Below are 14564 nucleotides of genomic sequence, written 5' to 3' on the forward strand. Positions count from 1 at the left end.
GTCAAGTACTCTCACAATCAGTGGGAAAAATTCACCAGAATTCTGGAGGACGGCTCTATTCCTCTGGATAACTCGGCCGCCGAGAGAGCTATTCGTGACTTTGCAGTGCTGAGACATTCAATGCCCAGCGGATTTGGCTCTATTGAGGGAGCTAAGTCTACGGCTGTGTTCTCATCATTTCATGAAACCTGCAAAGCTCATGGAGTTGACCTGGAAGATTACCTTGAATTTCTGTTCAGATATATGGGTATTCACAGAGACGAACTGAAAGATGAATCGCTGTCTGATGAAAGAAGAAATGCTATTCTTGAGCAGGCTATGCCGTGGAAATTTAAGAAGGCCTAAAGTACTGACTTTAGACCTAATACGAAAAAATTATCTGGATTTTCAAAAATCAACGTCCAATTATCATTGTCAACTAACCATTGCCACGGATAATCCTCGCCATTGGGATAGCCTGTTTGTCCGTACATATTACTGCCCCAGCAATAGGTATCATATTTGATGTTATTATTCCTTCTGGTAGCGCATACAGAATTCTTGTTAACAGATAAGCTAATTACATCAAACAGATTAACCTGAGAGGCCGTTTCAATCCCTGAATCTGTTGAAGAGGTATTTGTTGCACTTATACCGAGTAATCCTAAATGATTATTTCCTAAGCTGTATACTAAACCACGAGCCGTCATAATGTATATATTAGATTCTGTAGCATGTATTCTTGAAACATCAGTTATTTCATCGCCATGATGATCTTTTATAAAATAAACTTTTGTGTTTGGATGATAAGTATTCCACGTTAAGTTTTCAAAACACTGTACTTTTGATGTCTCACCATTAGAAACTACCGCGCAAATCTGTCTCGCTAAATTAGTTCCCTCTATGGCAATATCTGAAGCATTTTCAAATAATGGATTATTTGTTGGACCTGCTGCAGCAAATTTCATCGGAAAAATATTATGCGAATTGGTTCCTTTTTGAAGGAGATATGGCAGATGATATCTCCTGTATTGAGCATCCCCCACACACTTTTTCACTGCATTACCTGATATATATGTAAAGCTATATGTCGGATTGGAATTTAAATCAAAATCCGTCGGTCCAAGCATGCACACTGGATTATCTTGTAAAGTAGGGGCATACGATGAACTGGCAAAACTTTCAATCACATAATCAATAATCCACAGCCCTTTACCATGTGATGTCATGTCATAATAATTATTATGACAATAAGTCAAAGTTGAATAATCTCTAAAAAAATGATAATTGTTTTCTATATATAAGCAATTTATTTCAGATTCTGATAATTTATAATTAAAAACACCATCCTGTTCTATATCAAAAAATGGGTTGCTTGAATATTCATCTCCTGCCTGATCAAAAAAATAACCGGCATCATTAGCTTCTTTATGATATTTATCATAATTATCGGCATTGTTGGTAATTAACAACCCTGAATCATTTCCCCAGCAATAAACATTGTGAGGGTCATTATCATTCCTTTCCACCGTTGCACAGGTTATATCGTAGCCAACAAATAACTTCTTAACAGTCGCAACTTCGCTGGGAAAGGTTACCTTTAAGGGGGTAGGAGAATACCTTCTGGCCTCAATAATTGGCTTACCCAGAGCATCAACCTCGCCAAGTGACTGATTGCCATCAGGAGATTGCCACGGGGTTTCTAAAAGCTCGCTTTCGTTATAGCTGCCCAGCTGCATGGAACCGTTGATTCCCCAGCAAAAAACCTCACCGTCATTTGATAAAGCACAGGCAAATTTCTGACCATGGACAACCTGCTTTATGTTGTTTAAATACGGGTTTTCATATGAACGTTCGGCTGTATTAACAACTTTGCGGGCAACATTCAGACGACTGTTGGAACCATCAGCAAGAACCGGCTCCCCCTGGCCGCCTTCGCCGTCCAAATTCTCGCCCCAGCAGTAGACGTAGCCATCCAGCGTTACCGCACAGGCACTGGTGTATGAGAACGAGATATCACGGACGGGAGGAATTTTGTCATAGCAATGCTCCTCCGTAGAATCCTCGGGACATGCAACCTCTTCTTCAACAGGAACTGGAGCATAACTGAACATATGTTCCGCAGATCCCTGCTGTGGATGATACTTATTCCAAACAGTTTCATGATCAGCACAATATTCATGGTTCCCAAGGGAACACCAGTCAATTGCCAGTCCCCAGCAGTAAGCATTATTTGTTTGAGTTATACCACATCTCCAGTCATCAGATACTCCAGAAGCCAAAATCTTAAATGACTGACCTAACTGTTCATGAGCATCTTCGATGGCCTCTTTTGTCGTTTCTTGATTACTGGATATGACATCGTTGATAAAGATTTTTAAAGCTTCAAGATCCTTCAAGATGTCAGTTATGGTCTGATTCTTATCGATCTTGATTTTTAAATTTTCCATTGATGATGGCATAAAACCTAAACGAGTCAAAAATTCACCAATTATAAGCCATTTGCTTTTTTCATAATTATAATCGGTATGTAAATCATGACTGTTGTTATCGCCAAAATATTCAGCAACTTCATTTAATCTATCGTTATAATCATTTTTAGTGTCGGGATTGGACAGATCTACCATGGTGCTAAATGGAGATAGTATATTAAAACTGTCAGGACTTGAATTTAAAATATCGGAATCAAATAAAATTCTGGTAAATACTGCATCCTTTGTTGTTTTTGTTTCCTGACCTGCTATTATATCCTTAGAATCCTTTTGAACCTTGGCAATAACTTTAATTTTTCCATGAACAGATGTCAGTTCTTTCAGAGTTTTCTTATCAAAATAAACCTTACCTTCATTATCAGTAATTCTTAAATAATCATTACCATCAAGGCATGTTACTCCGTCGACAGAAATACAAACCTGGGATGATGACAAATATCCATCAATAACCTGAACAGGCACTGTATCATTTTCTTGATCTGGAATCTTGGTACCGGTGTCAGTACCGGTGTCAGTGCCGGTACCGGTGTCAGTACCGGTGTCAGTACCGGTGTCAGTGCCGGTACCGGTGTCAGTACCGGTGTCAGTACCGGTGTCAGTGCCGGTGTCAGTGCCGGTACCGGTGTCAGTACCGGTATCAGTACCGGTGTCAGTACCGGTGTCAGTGCCGGTGTCGGTACCGGTGTCGGTACCGGTGTTAGTACCGGTGTCAGTGCCGGTGTCGGTACCGGTGTCGGTACCGGTGTCAGTACCGGTGTCAGTACCGGTGTCAGTACCGGTGTCAGTATCCGGATCGGAATCAGGCTTAAGCCTGGCAGCTTCTTCCAGAGCCTTTACAGCTTCTGAAAAAATATCTGTTTCCGGAGTGCTTTCCTCAATAATCTTTGCGATTTTTTCTTTAGCTGCAGCTACATTCTTCCGATATGCAGAGATTTGTGAAATAACTGCTTCCAGTGTGAATTTTTTGTCAGCGGCGCCTTCCTTCAAGTCATCGATGCTGTCAGGCAGAAGGCCGTTTCTAACCAGAATTTCAGCGGCAATTTCAGGCAGAAGAGCACTGATCTCCTCCTTTGAAAGCTTGGTAATGTCCTTGTTGCCGTACATCTTGCCTAGAGTTCCCTTCGGAATTCCAAAAAGGTCACCCAGATCATCGATATTGGATTCATAGACTTCCTTCGAAAGTTCGCCGGAGCCGGTGGCTTCATGAGCTGTGGATACGAAGGTTGAGAAGGGCGATAGCATAGCGTTTTCGATCTTGCCGTCTTTAATGAAGGCATAGCCGGAGAAAAACAGATCCTTCTTAAAATCAAGCCCCTGTTTCTGACCGAAGAGATGGTTGGTAGCAGCCCCCTTGTTTGCCGCAAAAATTAACTTAAGCCTGCTGCGGTCACTGCCGTCATCATTCCTGAGAGCAGACTTCTTAACCTCAAATTGAGCCTTGCCCTCGTAATCGGTACAGGCCCGGGGTTCCCCTTCATCCTGCTGGAAGTTAGGGATCTGATCGATCCAGCCGCAGGCATTCTCCAGCGCGCCGTCAACTACCTGCACATCAAAGTAAACGGAATCATCCTCGGCATTTTGATTGTTATTGTTGCTGCTATTATTATGGCCGCCGCATGCGGAAAGGCTCATGGCCGCAACCATTGCAATAGAAAGTTTGGAAAAATTGATTTTCATAATCAGGCTCCTTTTTGAGGAACAACAGAAAGAACGGCAGGAATGAAATAATTCCTTTTACTTTATAAAAGAATAATAAATATCAGAAAATCAAACATCCGAACTGATCACAAAATCGTTAGTTCTATGCATAAAAAATAAATTAGTGCGGTGCAAAAAGTTCCCAAGATTATTTGAAGCTGAAACCGCGCCAAGTTCTTTCTCCCGATATTCAAAAAGAAGCTCTTTATTTGAGATTTTAAATTAAGAATATAATTATTTTACTATTTGTCTCTAAATGATGATAACGCAAGCATTATCAGGCTGACTATCTTTATAATCGGCTATTGCTATTTTCAGTCTGGTGATGATTTTTGATTAGATTTAGTGTTAAACCATTGCGGGAATGGCTAGTCAGTATAATTACTAAAGTTTGTGAAACTTTTACTTAAATAGCAATCATGAAGGGGCTCATACGGAGAAATTCTCCCGGTGTCCGGTGCTGCCGTATCACCAGAGGATGTCTTTTCGGGCGGAATACGGCCTGGTTCAGAAATCTCTCCCTAATCACGGGTCCTGCTTTTCTTACGGATCACCAGCTTTTTTCCACTTCGGTACTGTAATCAAAAAAGGTCGTGGAAAACGGAAATTCCTCCTGTATCTCAATACCGGGATCCCCGTCGCACAGTGTTACTGTCATAGTCACCCTGTTACTGGCTGAACGTATGCGGGGTGCCTGAAAATCCCTGACAATGCAGAGCTTCGCGGTGGTGCCGTCCTCCAGGCGGGCCTCGGCGGTGCACTTATGCGTGTACATAGTATGATCTTTTTTGCAGCTGTAATTATAGACGTCCTTTACCACCGCATCACTGCGGCCGGAACGTCTGAGTGCCAGTGTGGACATTTCTGCCAGTGTTTTTTCCAGTCCTTTTCCCGGTGTAATCTTCCGGGTATTCGTGCAGCTGTTTATGTACAGGACGGAGGTGAAAACAAAAAGTCCGGTTCCGATGATTAGCGTCCATTTTTTCTCAGCCGGACTGGCCGGAATGATTTTGATGAGTCCCATTTCTGAAATCCTTTGTTCTTTGTTTCGATGCAAATCTTAAATCTTCAGGGAGGCGTTCCTTCCGGAGGGCAGTGTTCCTTCCGGAGGACATGATCACCGCCCCGTCCGGGGACGGCAGGGAATCATTCCCCGGGCAGCTATGGAAAGGCGCCGGCCTCTCCCTGCCGGAATTCTGCAGCTTTCCGGGTTCCTGCTACCGGCCCCGGTGCTTTTCGATCCAGGAAACTGCAAAGTCCACCAGCTTTCTCTGGCTCATCAGTTTTACTGTAGCCTTTCCCAGCAGAGTCTCTGCTACCGGCTGCTCCTTTTCGAAGGCATTTCCGATATCATTAAAATCCTCACCGTCGACAAACAGCGTTTCATAGCTCTTCCATACTCTGCTGCCGTTTTCGGTTACGGCGCTGTGCTCGGTGCAGAAATGCTTTCCGGGGTAGGAGGCCCGGGCATCGGCCAGATGGAGCGAGGTGTTTTTGTCATAGCCGACACCAATGAGAAGCACCCTGGCGTCCAGATCGTAGAGCCGGCCAATGGGCGAGCCGTCCCCGAAGATATTCGAGAGATCGTGATCCCGGGTCAGAAATGCTGCATTACAGCCCCATGCCGCCACGGATCTGGCCGGGTGATCGCTTCTCAGGGTTCCGGGCCAGGAGCGGAACATTTCCGCTACGGCTCCCATGGTGTTCGTGGGAGTGATGTTCCTGTCGTAGGCCGGCCAGGTGTCTCTGATTACCTGCCAGTATTCCCGGGGAACCTCCCAGTGCACGCCGGTTTCGGGATCCAGGTTTTTCCAGGACTGGGTCGGCATCATAACGGTGCCATTATCTCCGACTGCTTCCGTCAGGGCGGAAATAACCGTCTGAGCGCCGCCGGACACGTAGCCGATGGAGGAGAGGGAGGTGTGAACCATCAGGGTATCCCCGGGAACAATGCCGAGGTCCTGAAAGGCTTTGAGAATGTCGTTTCTGGTTACCGGTTTCATAGAGCTGCCTGCTTAACTTGATAATTATGAACTTCCGTGAATATAGCACAGGATTAGCAGCCTGGGCAGTATTTTAAAATATCCCCGGGGCTGTCCGTAAAAAAGCCCTTCTGACGTGATATCAGAAGGGCCTCATATTATCTTTCCGGAATTTTTCCGGGGAGATATCGGTCTTTCAGAAAAGGCACTTACTCCGAGAAGGAGGTAATGGTCTTAAACTCCTCGGCGCTCAGCTCAGGGAAGGAGCCGTGCTTCTTAAGGTAGTTCTTGACAATATCGGCATCAATGCCCAGGGACTTTCCGGCCTTTTTCTTCTTCAGCAGGGCGAACCCGTCCTTGCCTCTCAGAACGTAGTCAGTGGTAATAACCCGGTAGGTCTTCTTCAGATCAATGGGAGTGGATTTGCCATTGCTGTCAGTGAACATGACCTCGGTAACCGGATTGTCACCGCTCATCTTCATGGCATAGGTGAAGCCCCAGCCGCAGGGGGTGCCGCCGTCACGGGCTGCGGTGTCCGCATTGATGTAGCGGATTACCTGATTCAGCACCGATACAAATTCCTTTCCGGTGAGCCGTACCTGCTTCATCTCGTTGCTGAACGGGATAATGGCCAGCAGATCGCCGTCGGTGAATTCCCCTTCCTCCATGTCAACCCGGAACATGCCGGAATTTCCGAGATAGATATCGCCGCCCAGCTCGTCCAGGAATACCTTTCCGAATACCTTGCAGGTTTCGGAGCCGTAGGGATTCGGGCCGTTCTTGATAACGCATTCGTCAGTGGGGTAGCGGGTGGTGCAGGTGTCCTGGGAAGCCTGGCCGAGAGTGGTGAATTTGGCCTTGATGGCATCACGGTAGGGCTTCATGGCGTCCTGAGCTGCCTGACTGAAACGGGCCTCGATAAACGGGCTTCCGGGTTCGTTAATCAGGTTTTTGACCTCGGCCTCGGCAGTGGTCTTGTTGTCCGGAGACTTCGGAACTCCCTTGAGCTCGGCAGAATCCACCCAGAGCGGCATATACGGAGTGCCTTCGCACTTGAGCACGTTGCCGTCTTTGTCGAAGGATACCTTCAGATCGCCGATGATTTTGCCGTATTCGTTGGCCTGAACCACGCAGATCTTGTGTCCGGACGCATTAACACGGGTCATAGGGTAGGTACACTCGCCCTTGAAGCCGTATTTGGAGAAATCGCCGCAGAGACTGTGGGAATCGCCGCCGACGATGATGTCCACGTCATTCAGAAGCGGGGCATTGGTACGATCGGCAACGACGCCCTGATGGGTAACAAGGACATGGATTTGGGCCTTGTCGCGGTTTCTGGCGGTCATCTGGTTTATCAGCGGAACGGTGTCGATGAACGACATGTCAGGATCCGGGCTGGAGCTGTGGACGATCTTCTTTCCGGTGGTGGCTCCGTAGAACGCTACGGTATGGCCGTCAATTTCCCGGAAGGACTGGGTAACTCCGTTGTGTCCCCTGAGCGGGCTGGCCGGTCCGACTGTCATGTCGGAGTTCAGGAGCACAGACTGGGGACTCAGCTTGGTCATGAAATCCACGTAGGTGCGCAGGCCCTTTCCGCCGTGGTCAAATTCATGGTTTCCGTAAACATAGAAATCGGTGCCGTACATGCCGTGGAGGGCCGCATCAGCTTCGCCGTGGAAATTGTCATAGTTGGAGGCGTTGCCGGTGATCTGGTCTCCTGCAGAGATAACCAGCACGTTAGGATTATCCCGCCGTCTTTCTTCAATGACCGACTTGATAGCCTCCGGTCCGCCCACCTTTACTCTGACAAGACCGGATCCGGTCTTCAGGGAGACCTTGTTGGGATCGATGTAGGAGTGCACATCGTTAACATGAAGAATTTCCAGTGAAAAGTCAGTCTGGGAGGCGATTTCCGGATCGGGACTGTTCAGGGATGCCAGCTTGGCGTCAGTGACATTGTCCGGAGCGGTATTGCCGGCACTGGTGCCGGAGGTGGAGCTGCAGGCGGCAACAGCCAGAGCCAGTGCTGTAAGAGCAGCTTCTTTGTAATATGATTTCATAGTCTGTCTTTCAAAATTCTGTAAAACTCAAAAACACTTTCTGATGACAAAAAGTACCACTAACCCCGGTATTCTAGCGAAAACACAGCTGTTTTTTTGAGAGATTTCCGACATTTGAGATGATTTTCCCTGCCGGAATTCCTTTCCGGAGTCAGCTTTCAGGAAGATTGGCTTCCTTTTCCGGAGCCGGGTTCTGTTCAGATACCGGAGTTGTCCAGCAGATCATTCAGGGCCCGGCAGGCATCCTCCATTCCCGCATCGCAGGATTTCTTGAAGCATTCCAGAGCCTTGGCGGGATTGGCTCCCGCAGGAGTGCTGCCGTTTTTATAGCGGTTCCCGGTGATGTAGCAGTATTCCGGGCTTCCCAGATCGCAGGCCTTTTCGTAGTATTTCAGGGCAGTTTCGGGAGACTTCGGGGTGCCGCCGTAGCCCTTTTCATAGATGGAGGCCAGGGCCCCGCAGCCGTTGGCGACATTGAGGTCACAGGATTTTTTCAGGTATTCCTTCCCCTTTTCGCAGTCGATAACCCCCCAGGGGGCGCAGTATCTGGCGCCGATTTCGCCGCAGGCAGCGCCGTTTCCGGCCTGGCAGGCCTTTTCATACGCCTGAAGACTGGCGGCCGGGGAATATGCCGGAAGAGCTGCCAGAAGTGCTGTTATGAGAAAAGTTCTAAGTTTGGTCATGGCGTGAATTTTCCTTGCTGTCCGCTGATAGTCGGTGAAGTGATATGCCGCTGTTCATTATATTTATCTTGCATTTCCGTCAGGGTGACCGGTTTCAAAATTGCAGGACATTGCCGGACGAATTTTTAGTGTTTTTTCCGGACAAATCTGAAAAGGCAGTAAAAATGCCCCCGCAGGCCTGTTCAGCTTACGGGGGACATTGCAGATGCGGTGTCCTTTTTATGAAAGAGCTTCCGGTCTCACGTCACGACGGGCTGCCGGAAGGGTATCATGTCAGTCATCGCATACCTTGCTGTAGGCGTCCTGGTTGCCCAGCAGAATGGCGGTAAGGGGCTCCAGCAGGATCGGGAAGGCATTTCCTTCGGCCGGAAGCTCCTCGCAGGCTGTCAGGTCGTAAAGAGGCTCTCCGGCACCGCCTGTAACAGCAGTGTCCAGCTTGATGTCAGCGGTTTTATCTTCCCGGACATTCATGAAGAAGTATACCGACTCATCCTCATAATCCTTTCTGATGGAGAAGAGCACATCGTCGGTTTTGATGTCGGTCATGCTGCCCATGTAGAGAGACTTCAGCTTGCTGCGGTATTCCATCAGGAGCGTGAAGACCTCCATAAGTCCCTTCTGTTCTTCTGAAAAGCCGGAGAACTTGCCGTTTACGCGGGATACATGATCATCGTAGTAGCCCATTTCATCCTTCTTGACGTCGAAGTTCGGCACCTCCTGTCCCCATTCATCACCGTAGTAGACGGTCATGGGGCCGCTCAGTACTGCGGTGGTCATGTGCGCCAGCATATAGCGGTTCCAGTACTTCTCGTCCTTGATGGCGTTAAGCTTCTTGGCACGCTGAATGAGGTCTCCGAAGCGGACCAGGTCGTGGTTCCCCAGGAAGTTGTTCGGCATGGCGAAGCTCGGGAAGGCATTTTCGTTGTCCTGGAGCTGTGTCCGGATTACGGTGCCGGTATGGCTGTGGTTGCCGGATTCCTCTACCGCCAGTGCCTGGGTGATGGCATATCTGACATTAAAGTTGAAATTGGACTTGAGTCCCGGAAGCCTTTCCGTGCCGTAGCCCTTTTCGGTCATCTCGGCATTGGATCTCCAGATCTCCCCCACCATGTATCCCAGAGGATTTACCCTTTCGCCGTCCAGACTGTAGGATACCGTAGCCGAGGTGTTCTCCACGGCGGAGCTGAAATCGTTCCAGCTTTCCACAGGAACCTGGTAGGCCTGATCCAGCCGCCAGCCGTCTATCTTGTAGTTCTTTACATAGTAAACAGCTACGTCTCTGAAGAAGTCCTGGGTTCCGGTGGATCCGGGAACATTGTAGTCAGCGCAGAGGGCACTGGCAGGGATATCCTTGCAGTCCTTGGTCTGGTTAACCACATGACCGTCCGGGGATATTCTCTGAATAGTATCCTTGAAGTGTCCGAAAACTCCGTCCAGGAAGATGTAGATACCTCTCTTATGCGCTTCCTCCACCAGAGTTCTCAGGGTGTTCTCGTCACCAAAGTGAGGATCTATCTTAAAGTAATCCTCCCCGTAGTAGCCGGAGGCGTCAAGTTCTGTTGTATGGTCGGTCAGGAGGGCACTCTGGAATACCGGGGTGAGCCAGATGGCGTTAACTCCCAGATCCTTTATGTAATCGAGACGGTTGATGATGCCCTGAATGTCTCCCTTGTGGTCGCTGGTGCCGTAGCCAATGCCGTAATTGATGGAGTCGTCGCCGTTACTGAAGGCCTCCACCATTACCTGGTAAATCCGGAGTCCGCAGAGCTTATCAGCCTTCTCTTCGGTGCTGCGGTTGCAGTAAAGGCTGTTTTTGTAGAAGTTCTGGTTCACACTGCCGATTTCGTAGGCTACCACTTCAGGATTCACCGGGTCCGTCATGCCCGCCGCCGCTGCCGCCACCGCCGCCGCAGGCTGCAAGAGAGGTTGCAAAAATGGAAGTCAGAAGGGCCGAATAAAGCCTGTGCAATTTCAGAGTCATTTCGTATCCGTATAGTCATAATGGGTTAATAACGCCGGTAAGGGCTTCCGTCCGGTTATTTTAGCACGGAGGAGCTCCGCCGCCACATAAGAAGAAAGCCGGATCCGCAATTTTACGGATCCGGTTCCTGAAAATGAGTTTTTTGGTGAAATTTCCTGAAAATTGCTACCTTACCCGCACTTATGGCCTCTGTGCTGTTACGGTGTTTTCAGGTGACGGTACAATAACCGCGGCTGGGCCAGTTCGGCCGCCTTTCCGGAATCCGGCAGTTTGCTGTCAGGGATCGGAAATCCGTCCGGGCTAGTGATAAACGTTTATACAGGACAAGTTTTGGAATGACGAACAATATTTTAAAAAGAACACTGTCTTTTGCCTGCGGCATGCTTATCAGCATGGTTTGCGCAGGAACGGCTGCGGCAGCAGAGGCCCCGGCCATGAATACTCCGGCGAAGGCTCCGGTTAAGGTTATTCTCGATACTGACATGGTAGAGCTTTTTGACGACGGCATTGCCATGATGATGCTGCAGAATGATCCCGGCATTGATCTTCTGGGAGTGGTTACCGTTACCGGAAATTCCTGGGCCAATGACGGCATGGCCTATCTTGTGAAGCAGCTTTCCGTAATGAAGACCCAGAAGCCGCAGCCGGTTCTGGCCATCGGCGAGCAGTATCCGGATCGCCGGGGCGGCGGTTTCGGGCGGGATATCCTGAAAAAGGAGCTGGCCTCCTACGGCGATGTCATGGAGGGCTATATCGGAGCACAGGAAACCGATAATCCGAAATCCTGGAAGGATGCCTACAAAAAGCACTACGGTGTCAGTGCTCCTGACGTGAAGATCCGGGAGGACGGGGTAAACTATCTTATTGAGATGGCTCACAAGTACCCGCACCAGATTAAGCTGGTGGCCATCGGTCCTACCACCAACATTGCCAGAGCCGTTCAGAAGGATCCCGAGGTAGCTGCTCTTTTTGATGAGGTTATCTACATGGGCGGCGCTTTCTGGGTGAAGGGAAATGCTCATGAGAACGCCGAGTTCAATATCTGGCTGGATCCGGAATCCACCAGGGTTGCCTACCGCGCTCCTTTTGACAACCAGACCTTCGTGGCTCTCGATGTTACCGACAAGACCATCATGGATCACGATCGCTTCAACAAGATCCGCTCCCATATCAAAAACCCGGAGCTTCTGAAGATGTTTAACGAATCCTTCTTCGCCAAGCGTTTTGATGCTGACAAGGACGGCAAGTTCTCCTGGTTTGTCTGGGACGTTATTGCCGCTGCCATAACCATTGATCCTTCCCTGATTCTCTCCACCCGTCATGCCTACATTGACTGTGTGGATCAGCCGGGAGCCAGCTACGGCCGTACTGTTCCCTACATGAAGGATGAGGCTCCTGAGGGTGCCAGAAGCGCCAGCATTGTTCAGGAAATTGATCAGGATCGCTTCTGGAAGATGCTTTACAGCTATCTGGAGAAATTCTGATTCCGGGCCGGAATGATTCCGGATCGTAAATAATCAGTAAAGGCCGGTTCTTCCGGCCTTTTTCGCAGCTGCCGGGACTACGGTTCCCGGCTTTTCATTTTCTGAGCAAACCTTTCGGTGCCGTCCCGGAGTCTGGCAAGTCCGTCCATAAGCGTAGTTTCGGGACAGGCCAGATTGATCCGTATAAACCCCCGTCCCGCGTTTCCGAACCCGCTTCCCGGGGAAATCCGGAGTCCGGTTTCTGTTCTGAGAAAGGCGGCAAATTTCTGGTCATCCGCCGTGATGTTTCCAATATCGGCCCAGAGGAGATAGGTAGCTTCGGCCGGGACCGGCAGGATTCCGGGGATCTCCTCCCTGATGAAACGGGAGGCCAGCATACGGTTTTTCTGCAGGGTTTCCCGGAGCGCCAGAAGCCAGTCCCGGCCCCGGGTCAGGGCCAGCACCGCACTCCGGGCTCCCAGAGTGCTGCTTTCGGCCAGCTCCTCATTGTTAAGTCCCCGGGAGATCCGCTGCCGGAGATGCGGATTCGGAATCATTACGGCCGCGGAATGCAGACCGGCCAGATTGAAAGCCTTGGAGGCTGACATGCAGGTAATGCTGTTCCGGCGGGCGCTTTCGGATACTCCGGCAAAGGGGGTATAAGCCCGGCCCGGCAGCGTGATGTCGCAGTGAATTTCATCCGAAACCACGGTAACTCCGTGCTTTTCGGCCAGATCGGCCACTGTTTTCAGATCCTCCCGGGACCAGATCTGACCCGTGGGATTATGCGGGTTGCAGAGAATCAGCATGGTGCACTGGGGATCCCGGAGACATTCCTCCAGTTTTTGCGGATCCATGCTGTAGGACAGGGTTTCCCGGTGGTAGACCAGGGGGCATTCCAGGACTCTCCGGCCCTGGTTTTCCACCGAATTCCAGAAGATCCCGTATACCGGAGGCATGATACAGACCTTTTCATTGGGCAGGGTGATTCTTCTTACAATGGATGAGAGCGCGGGCACCACTCCTGATACAAAGACAAAGCAGTCCTCGGAAACGGAGAGACCGTGCTCCTGATGCCACCAGTCCCGGTAGGCCTGATACCAGATCCGGGGAATGCCGGTGTAGCCGAATATTCCTTCCCGGACTGTTTCCAGAAGTCCCTCCGTGATCTCCGGGGCGGTACGGAAATCCATGTCAGCCACCCACATGGGAAGCTCGGTTTCGGGGCCGCTCCATTTGAGAGCATACTCGTTCCGGCGGTTTACCGGAGTTTCAAAATCGTATTTCATGCCGCTCTCCCTGGCAGAAATTCCCGGGGCACCGGCACCGGATCCGGCTTTTTCCCGTTTCTGACCACGATTTCGGTGGCGGCGGGATTTATTTTTGCAGGATCCAGGATCAGCTCCGTTACCTCGTCCGCGATGATTCTGCCGTCTTCGGGATTAAAAATGCTCTTTATGCCGCCACTGATTTCCGCGTCGATATTCCGGCAGTATTCGAAGGCCAGACTGGTTCCGGAAAGCCGGCAGTTTCTGAGCGTAAGTCCGTCGATGTAGCAGAGACCCTGCAGGCTGTCCACGGTACAGTCAATCAGGGTAATGTTCCGGGAATTCCAGGCAAAGTACTCTCCGGAAATGAAGGAGTTCCGGATGACAATGTTCTCGGAATTCCAGAAGGCATCCTTGGTCAGGAGCCGGGAGGAGGAGATCTCAATGTCCCGGGCACCGTCAAAGCCGTAGTTGCCTACCAGAGTAAGACCGGAGATCCGGGCCTTGCTGAGATTCATGGCAAAGTAATCCCCCCGGGCGGTTACGTTTTCGAGCTCCATGTCCGCGCAGTTCCAGAGAGTTTCCAGGGCGTTCGTAAACTGGACTCTGGCAAGACGGCCCCGCCGTACCTTCCGAAAACCCTTGGGGGCTTCGTAAAGGCAGTCTGTCATGGTGATATCGTCGGTATACCAGATTCCGGCCCGGCCCATTTCAAAAAAGGTGCTATGGGAAACCGCCACGTTCCGGCAGTACCAGAGGGGGTATTTCCATTTGAAGGAGACGCCGTTAAGACGGAGATTCCGGCCTTCCTTGAGGGGGGATTCGCCATTCTCGAAAATACAGTCGTCAATAGCAAGATCCCGGGCCTGAAACAGGGCTCTCTCGCCGGAAAATATTCTGGAGGATACGGTGCTGCAACCGCCGATCTGAGGGTTTTGGCTGATATTTGATGTCATTG

Annotated in this window: 11 protein-coding genes; 2 read left to right on the plus strand and 9 right to left on the minus strand. The window is 49.9% G+C overall.

Going from position 1 to position 14564, the window contains the following annotated elements; genetic code table 11:
* The coding region (locus tag F557_RS22830; RefSeq protein ID WP_019003284.1) for an IS66 family transposase at positions 1-345 on the plus strand (345 nt) is incomplete at its 5' end.
* On the opposite strand, the gene F557_RS22450 is transcribed toward F557_RS22830, so the two are convergent.
* The 7 genes from F557_RS22450 to F557_RS23550 form a co-directional block, all read right to left on the minus strand.
* Positions 342-4148 (minus strand): RCC1 domain-containing protein, encoded by a 3807-nt coding sequence (locus tag F557_RS22450; protein ID WP_019003285.1) that lies wholly within the window; start codon positions 4146-4148, stop codon positions 342-344. The genes F557_RS22830 and F557_RS22450 overlap by 4 nt on opposite strands.
* Before the next feature lie 571 nt (positions 4149-4719).
* Positions 4720-5193 carry a hypothetical protein gene (locus F557_RS0116355; protein WP_019003286.1) on the minus strand — a complete coding sequence of 158 codons (474 nt, stop codon included), beginning with the start codon at positions 5191-5193 and terminating at the stop codon, positions 4720-4722.
* Positions 5194-5386: 193 nt separating this feature from the next.
* Entirely contained in the window at positions 5387-6172 is a 786-nt protein-coding gene (locus F557_RS0116360) for an AAC(3) family N-acetyltransferase (RefSeq protein WP_019003287.1), read from the minus strand.
* Positions 6173-6360: 188 nt separating this feature from the next.
* The gene (locus tag F557_RS0116365; protein WP_019003288.1) at positions 6361-8211 is read right to left on the minus strand and encodes a bifunctional metallophosphatase/5'-nucleotidase; all 1851 of its coding nucleotides are present in this window, start codon (positions 8209-8211) and stop codon (positions 6361-6363) included.
* A 197-nt stretch (positions 8212-8408) separates the two neighbouring features.
* Positions 8409-8894 carry a tetratricopeptide repeat protein gene (locus F557_RS20540; protein ID WP_019003289.1) on the minus strand — a complete coding sequence of 162 codons (486 nt, stop codon included), beginning with the start codon at positions 8892-8894 and terminating at the stop codon, positions 8409-8411.
* A 273-nt stretch (positions 8895-9167) separates the two neighbouring features.
* Complete coding sequence (locus F557_RS20545) at positions 9168-10775, minus strand: alpha-amylase family protein (protein WP_019003290.1); 1608 nt, start codon at positions 10773-10775, stop codon at positions 9168-9170.
* Positions 10753-10875, minus strand: coding sequence for a hypothetical protein (locus F557_RS23550; RefSeq protein ID WP_019003291.1), 123 nt, complete (start codon positions 10873-10875; stop codon positions 10753-10755). The genes F557_RS20545 and F557_RS23550 overlap by 23 nt, the downstream gene beginning before the upstream one ends.
* 335 nt (positions 10876-11210) lie before the next feature.
* Here F557_RS23550 and F557_RS20550 point away from each other — a divergent pair, with 335 nt between their 5' ends.
* Positions 11211-12359 carry a nucleoside hydrolase gene (locus F557_RS20550; RefSeq protein ID WP_019003293.1) on the plus strand — a complete coding sequence of 383 codons (1149 nt, stop codon included), beginning with the start codon at positions 11211-11213 and terminating at the stop codon, positions 12357-12359.
* 77 nt (positions 12360-12436) lie between these two features.
* On the opposite strand, the gene F557_RS0116390 is transcribed toward F557_RS20550, so the two are convergent.
* A complete protein-coding gene (locus F557_RS0116390) occupies positions 12437-13627 on the minus strand; it encodes a MalY/PatB family protein (protein WP_019003294.1) in 1191 nt (396 codons plus the stop codon).
* The gene (locus F557_RS0116395; RefSeq protein WP_019003295.1) at positions 13624-14562 is read right to left on the minus strand and encodes a DUF3737 family protein; all 939 of its coding nucleotides are present in this window, start codon (positions 14560-14562) and stop codon (positions 13624-13626) included. Before F557_RS0116395 ends, F557_RS0116390 begins: the two co-directional genes overlap by 4 nt.
* Positions 14563-14564 lie beyond the last annotated feature (2 nt).

The organism is Succinimonas amylolytica DSM 2873, from assembly GCF_000378405.1.
Classification (GTDB): domain Bacteria; phylum Pseudomonadota; class Gammaproteobacteria; order Enterobacterales; family Succinivibrionaceae; genus Succinimonas; species Succinimonas amylolytica.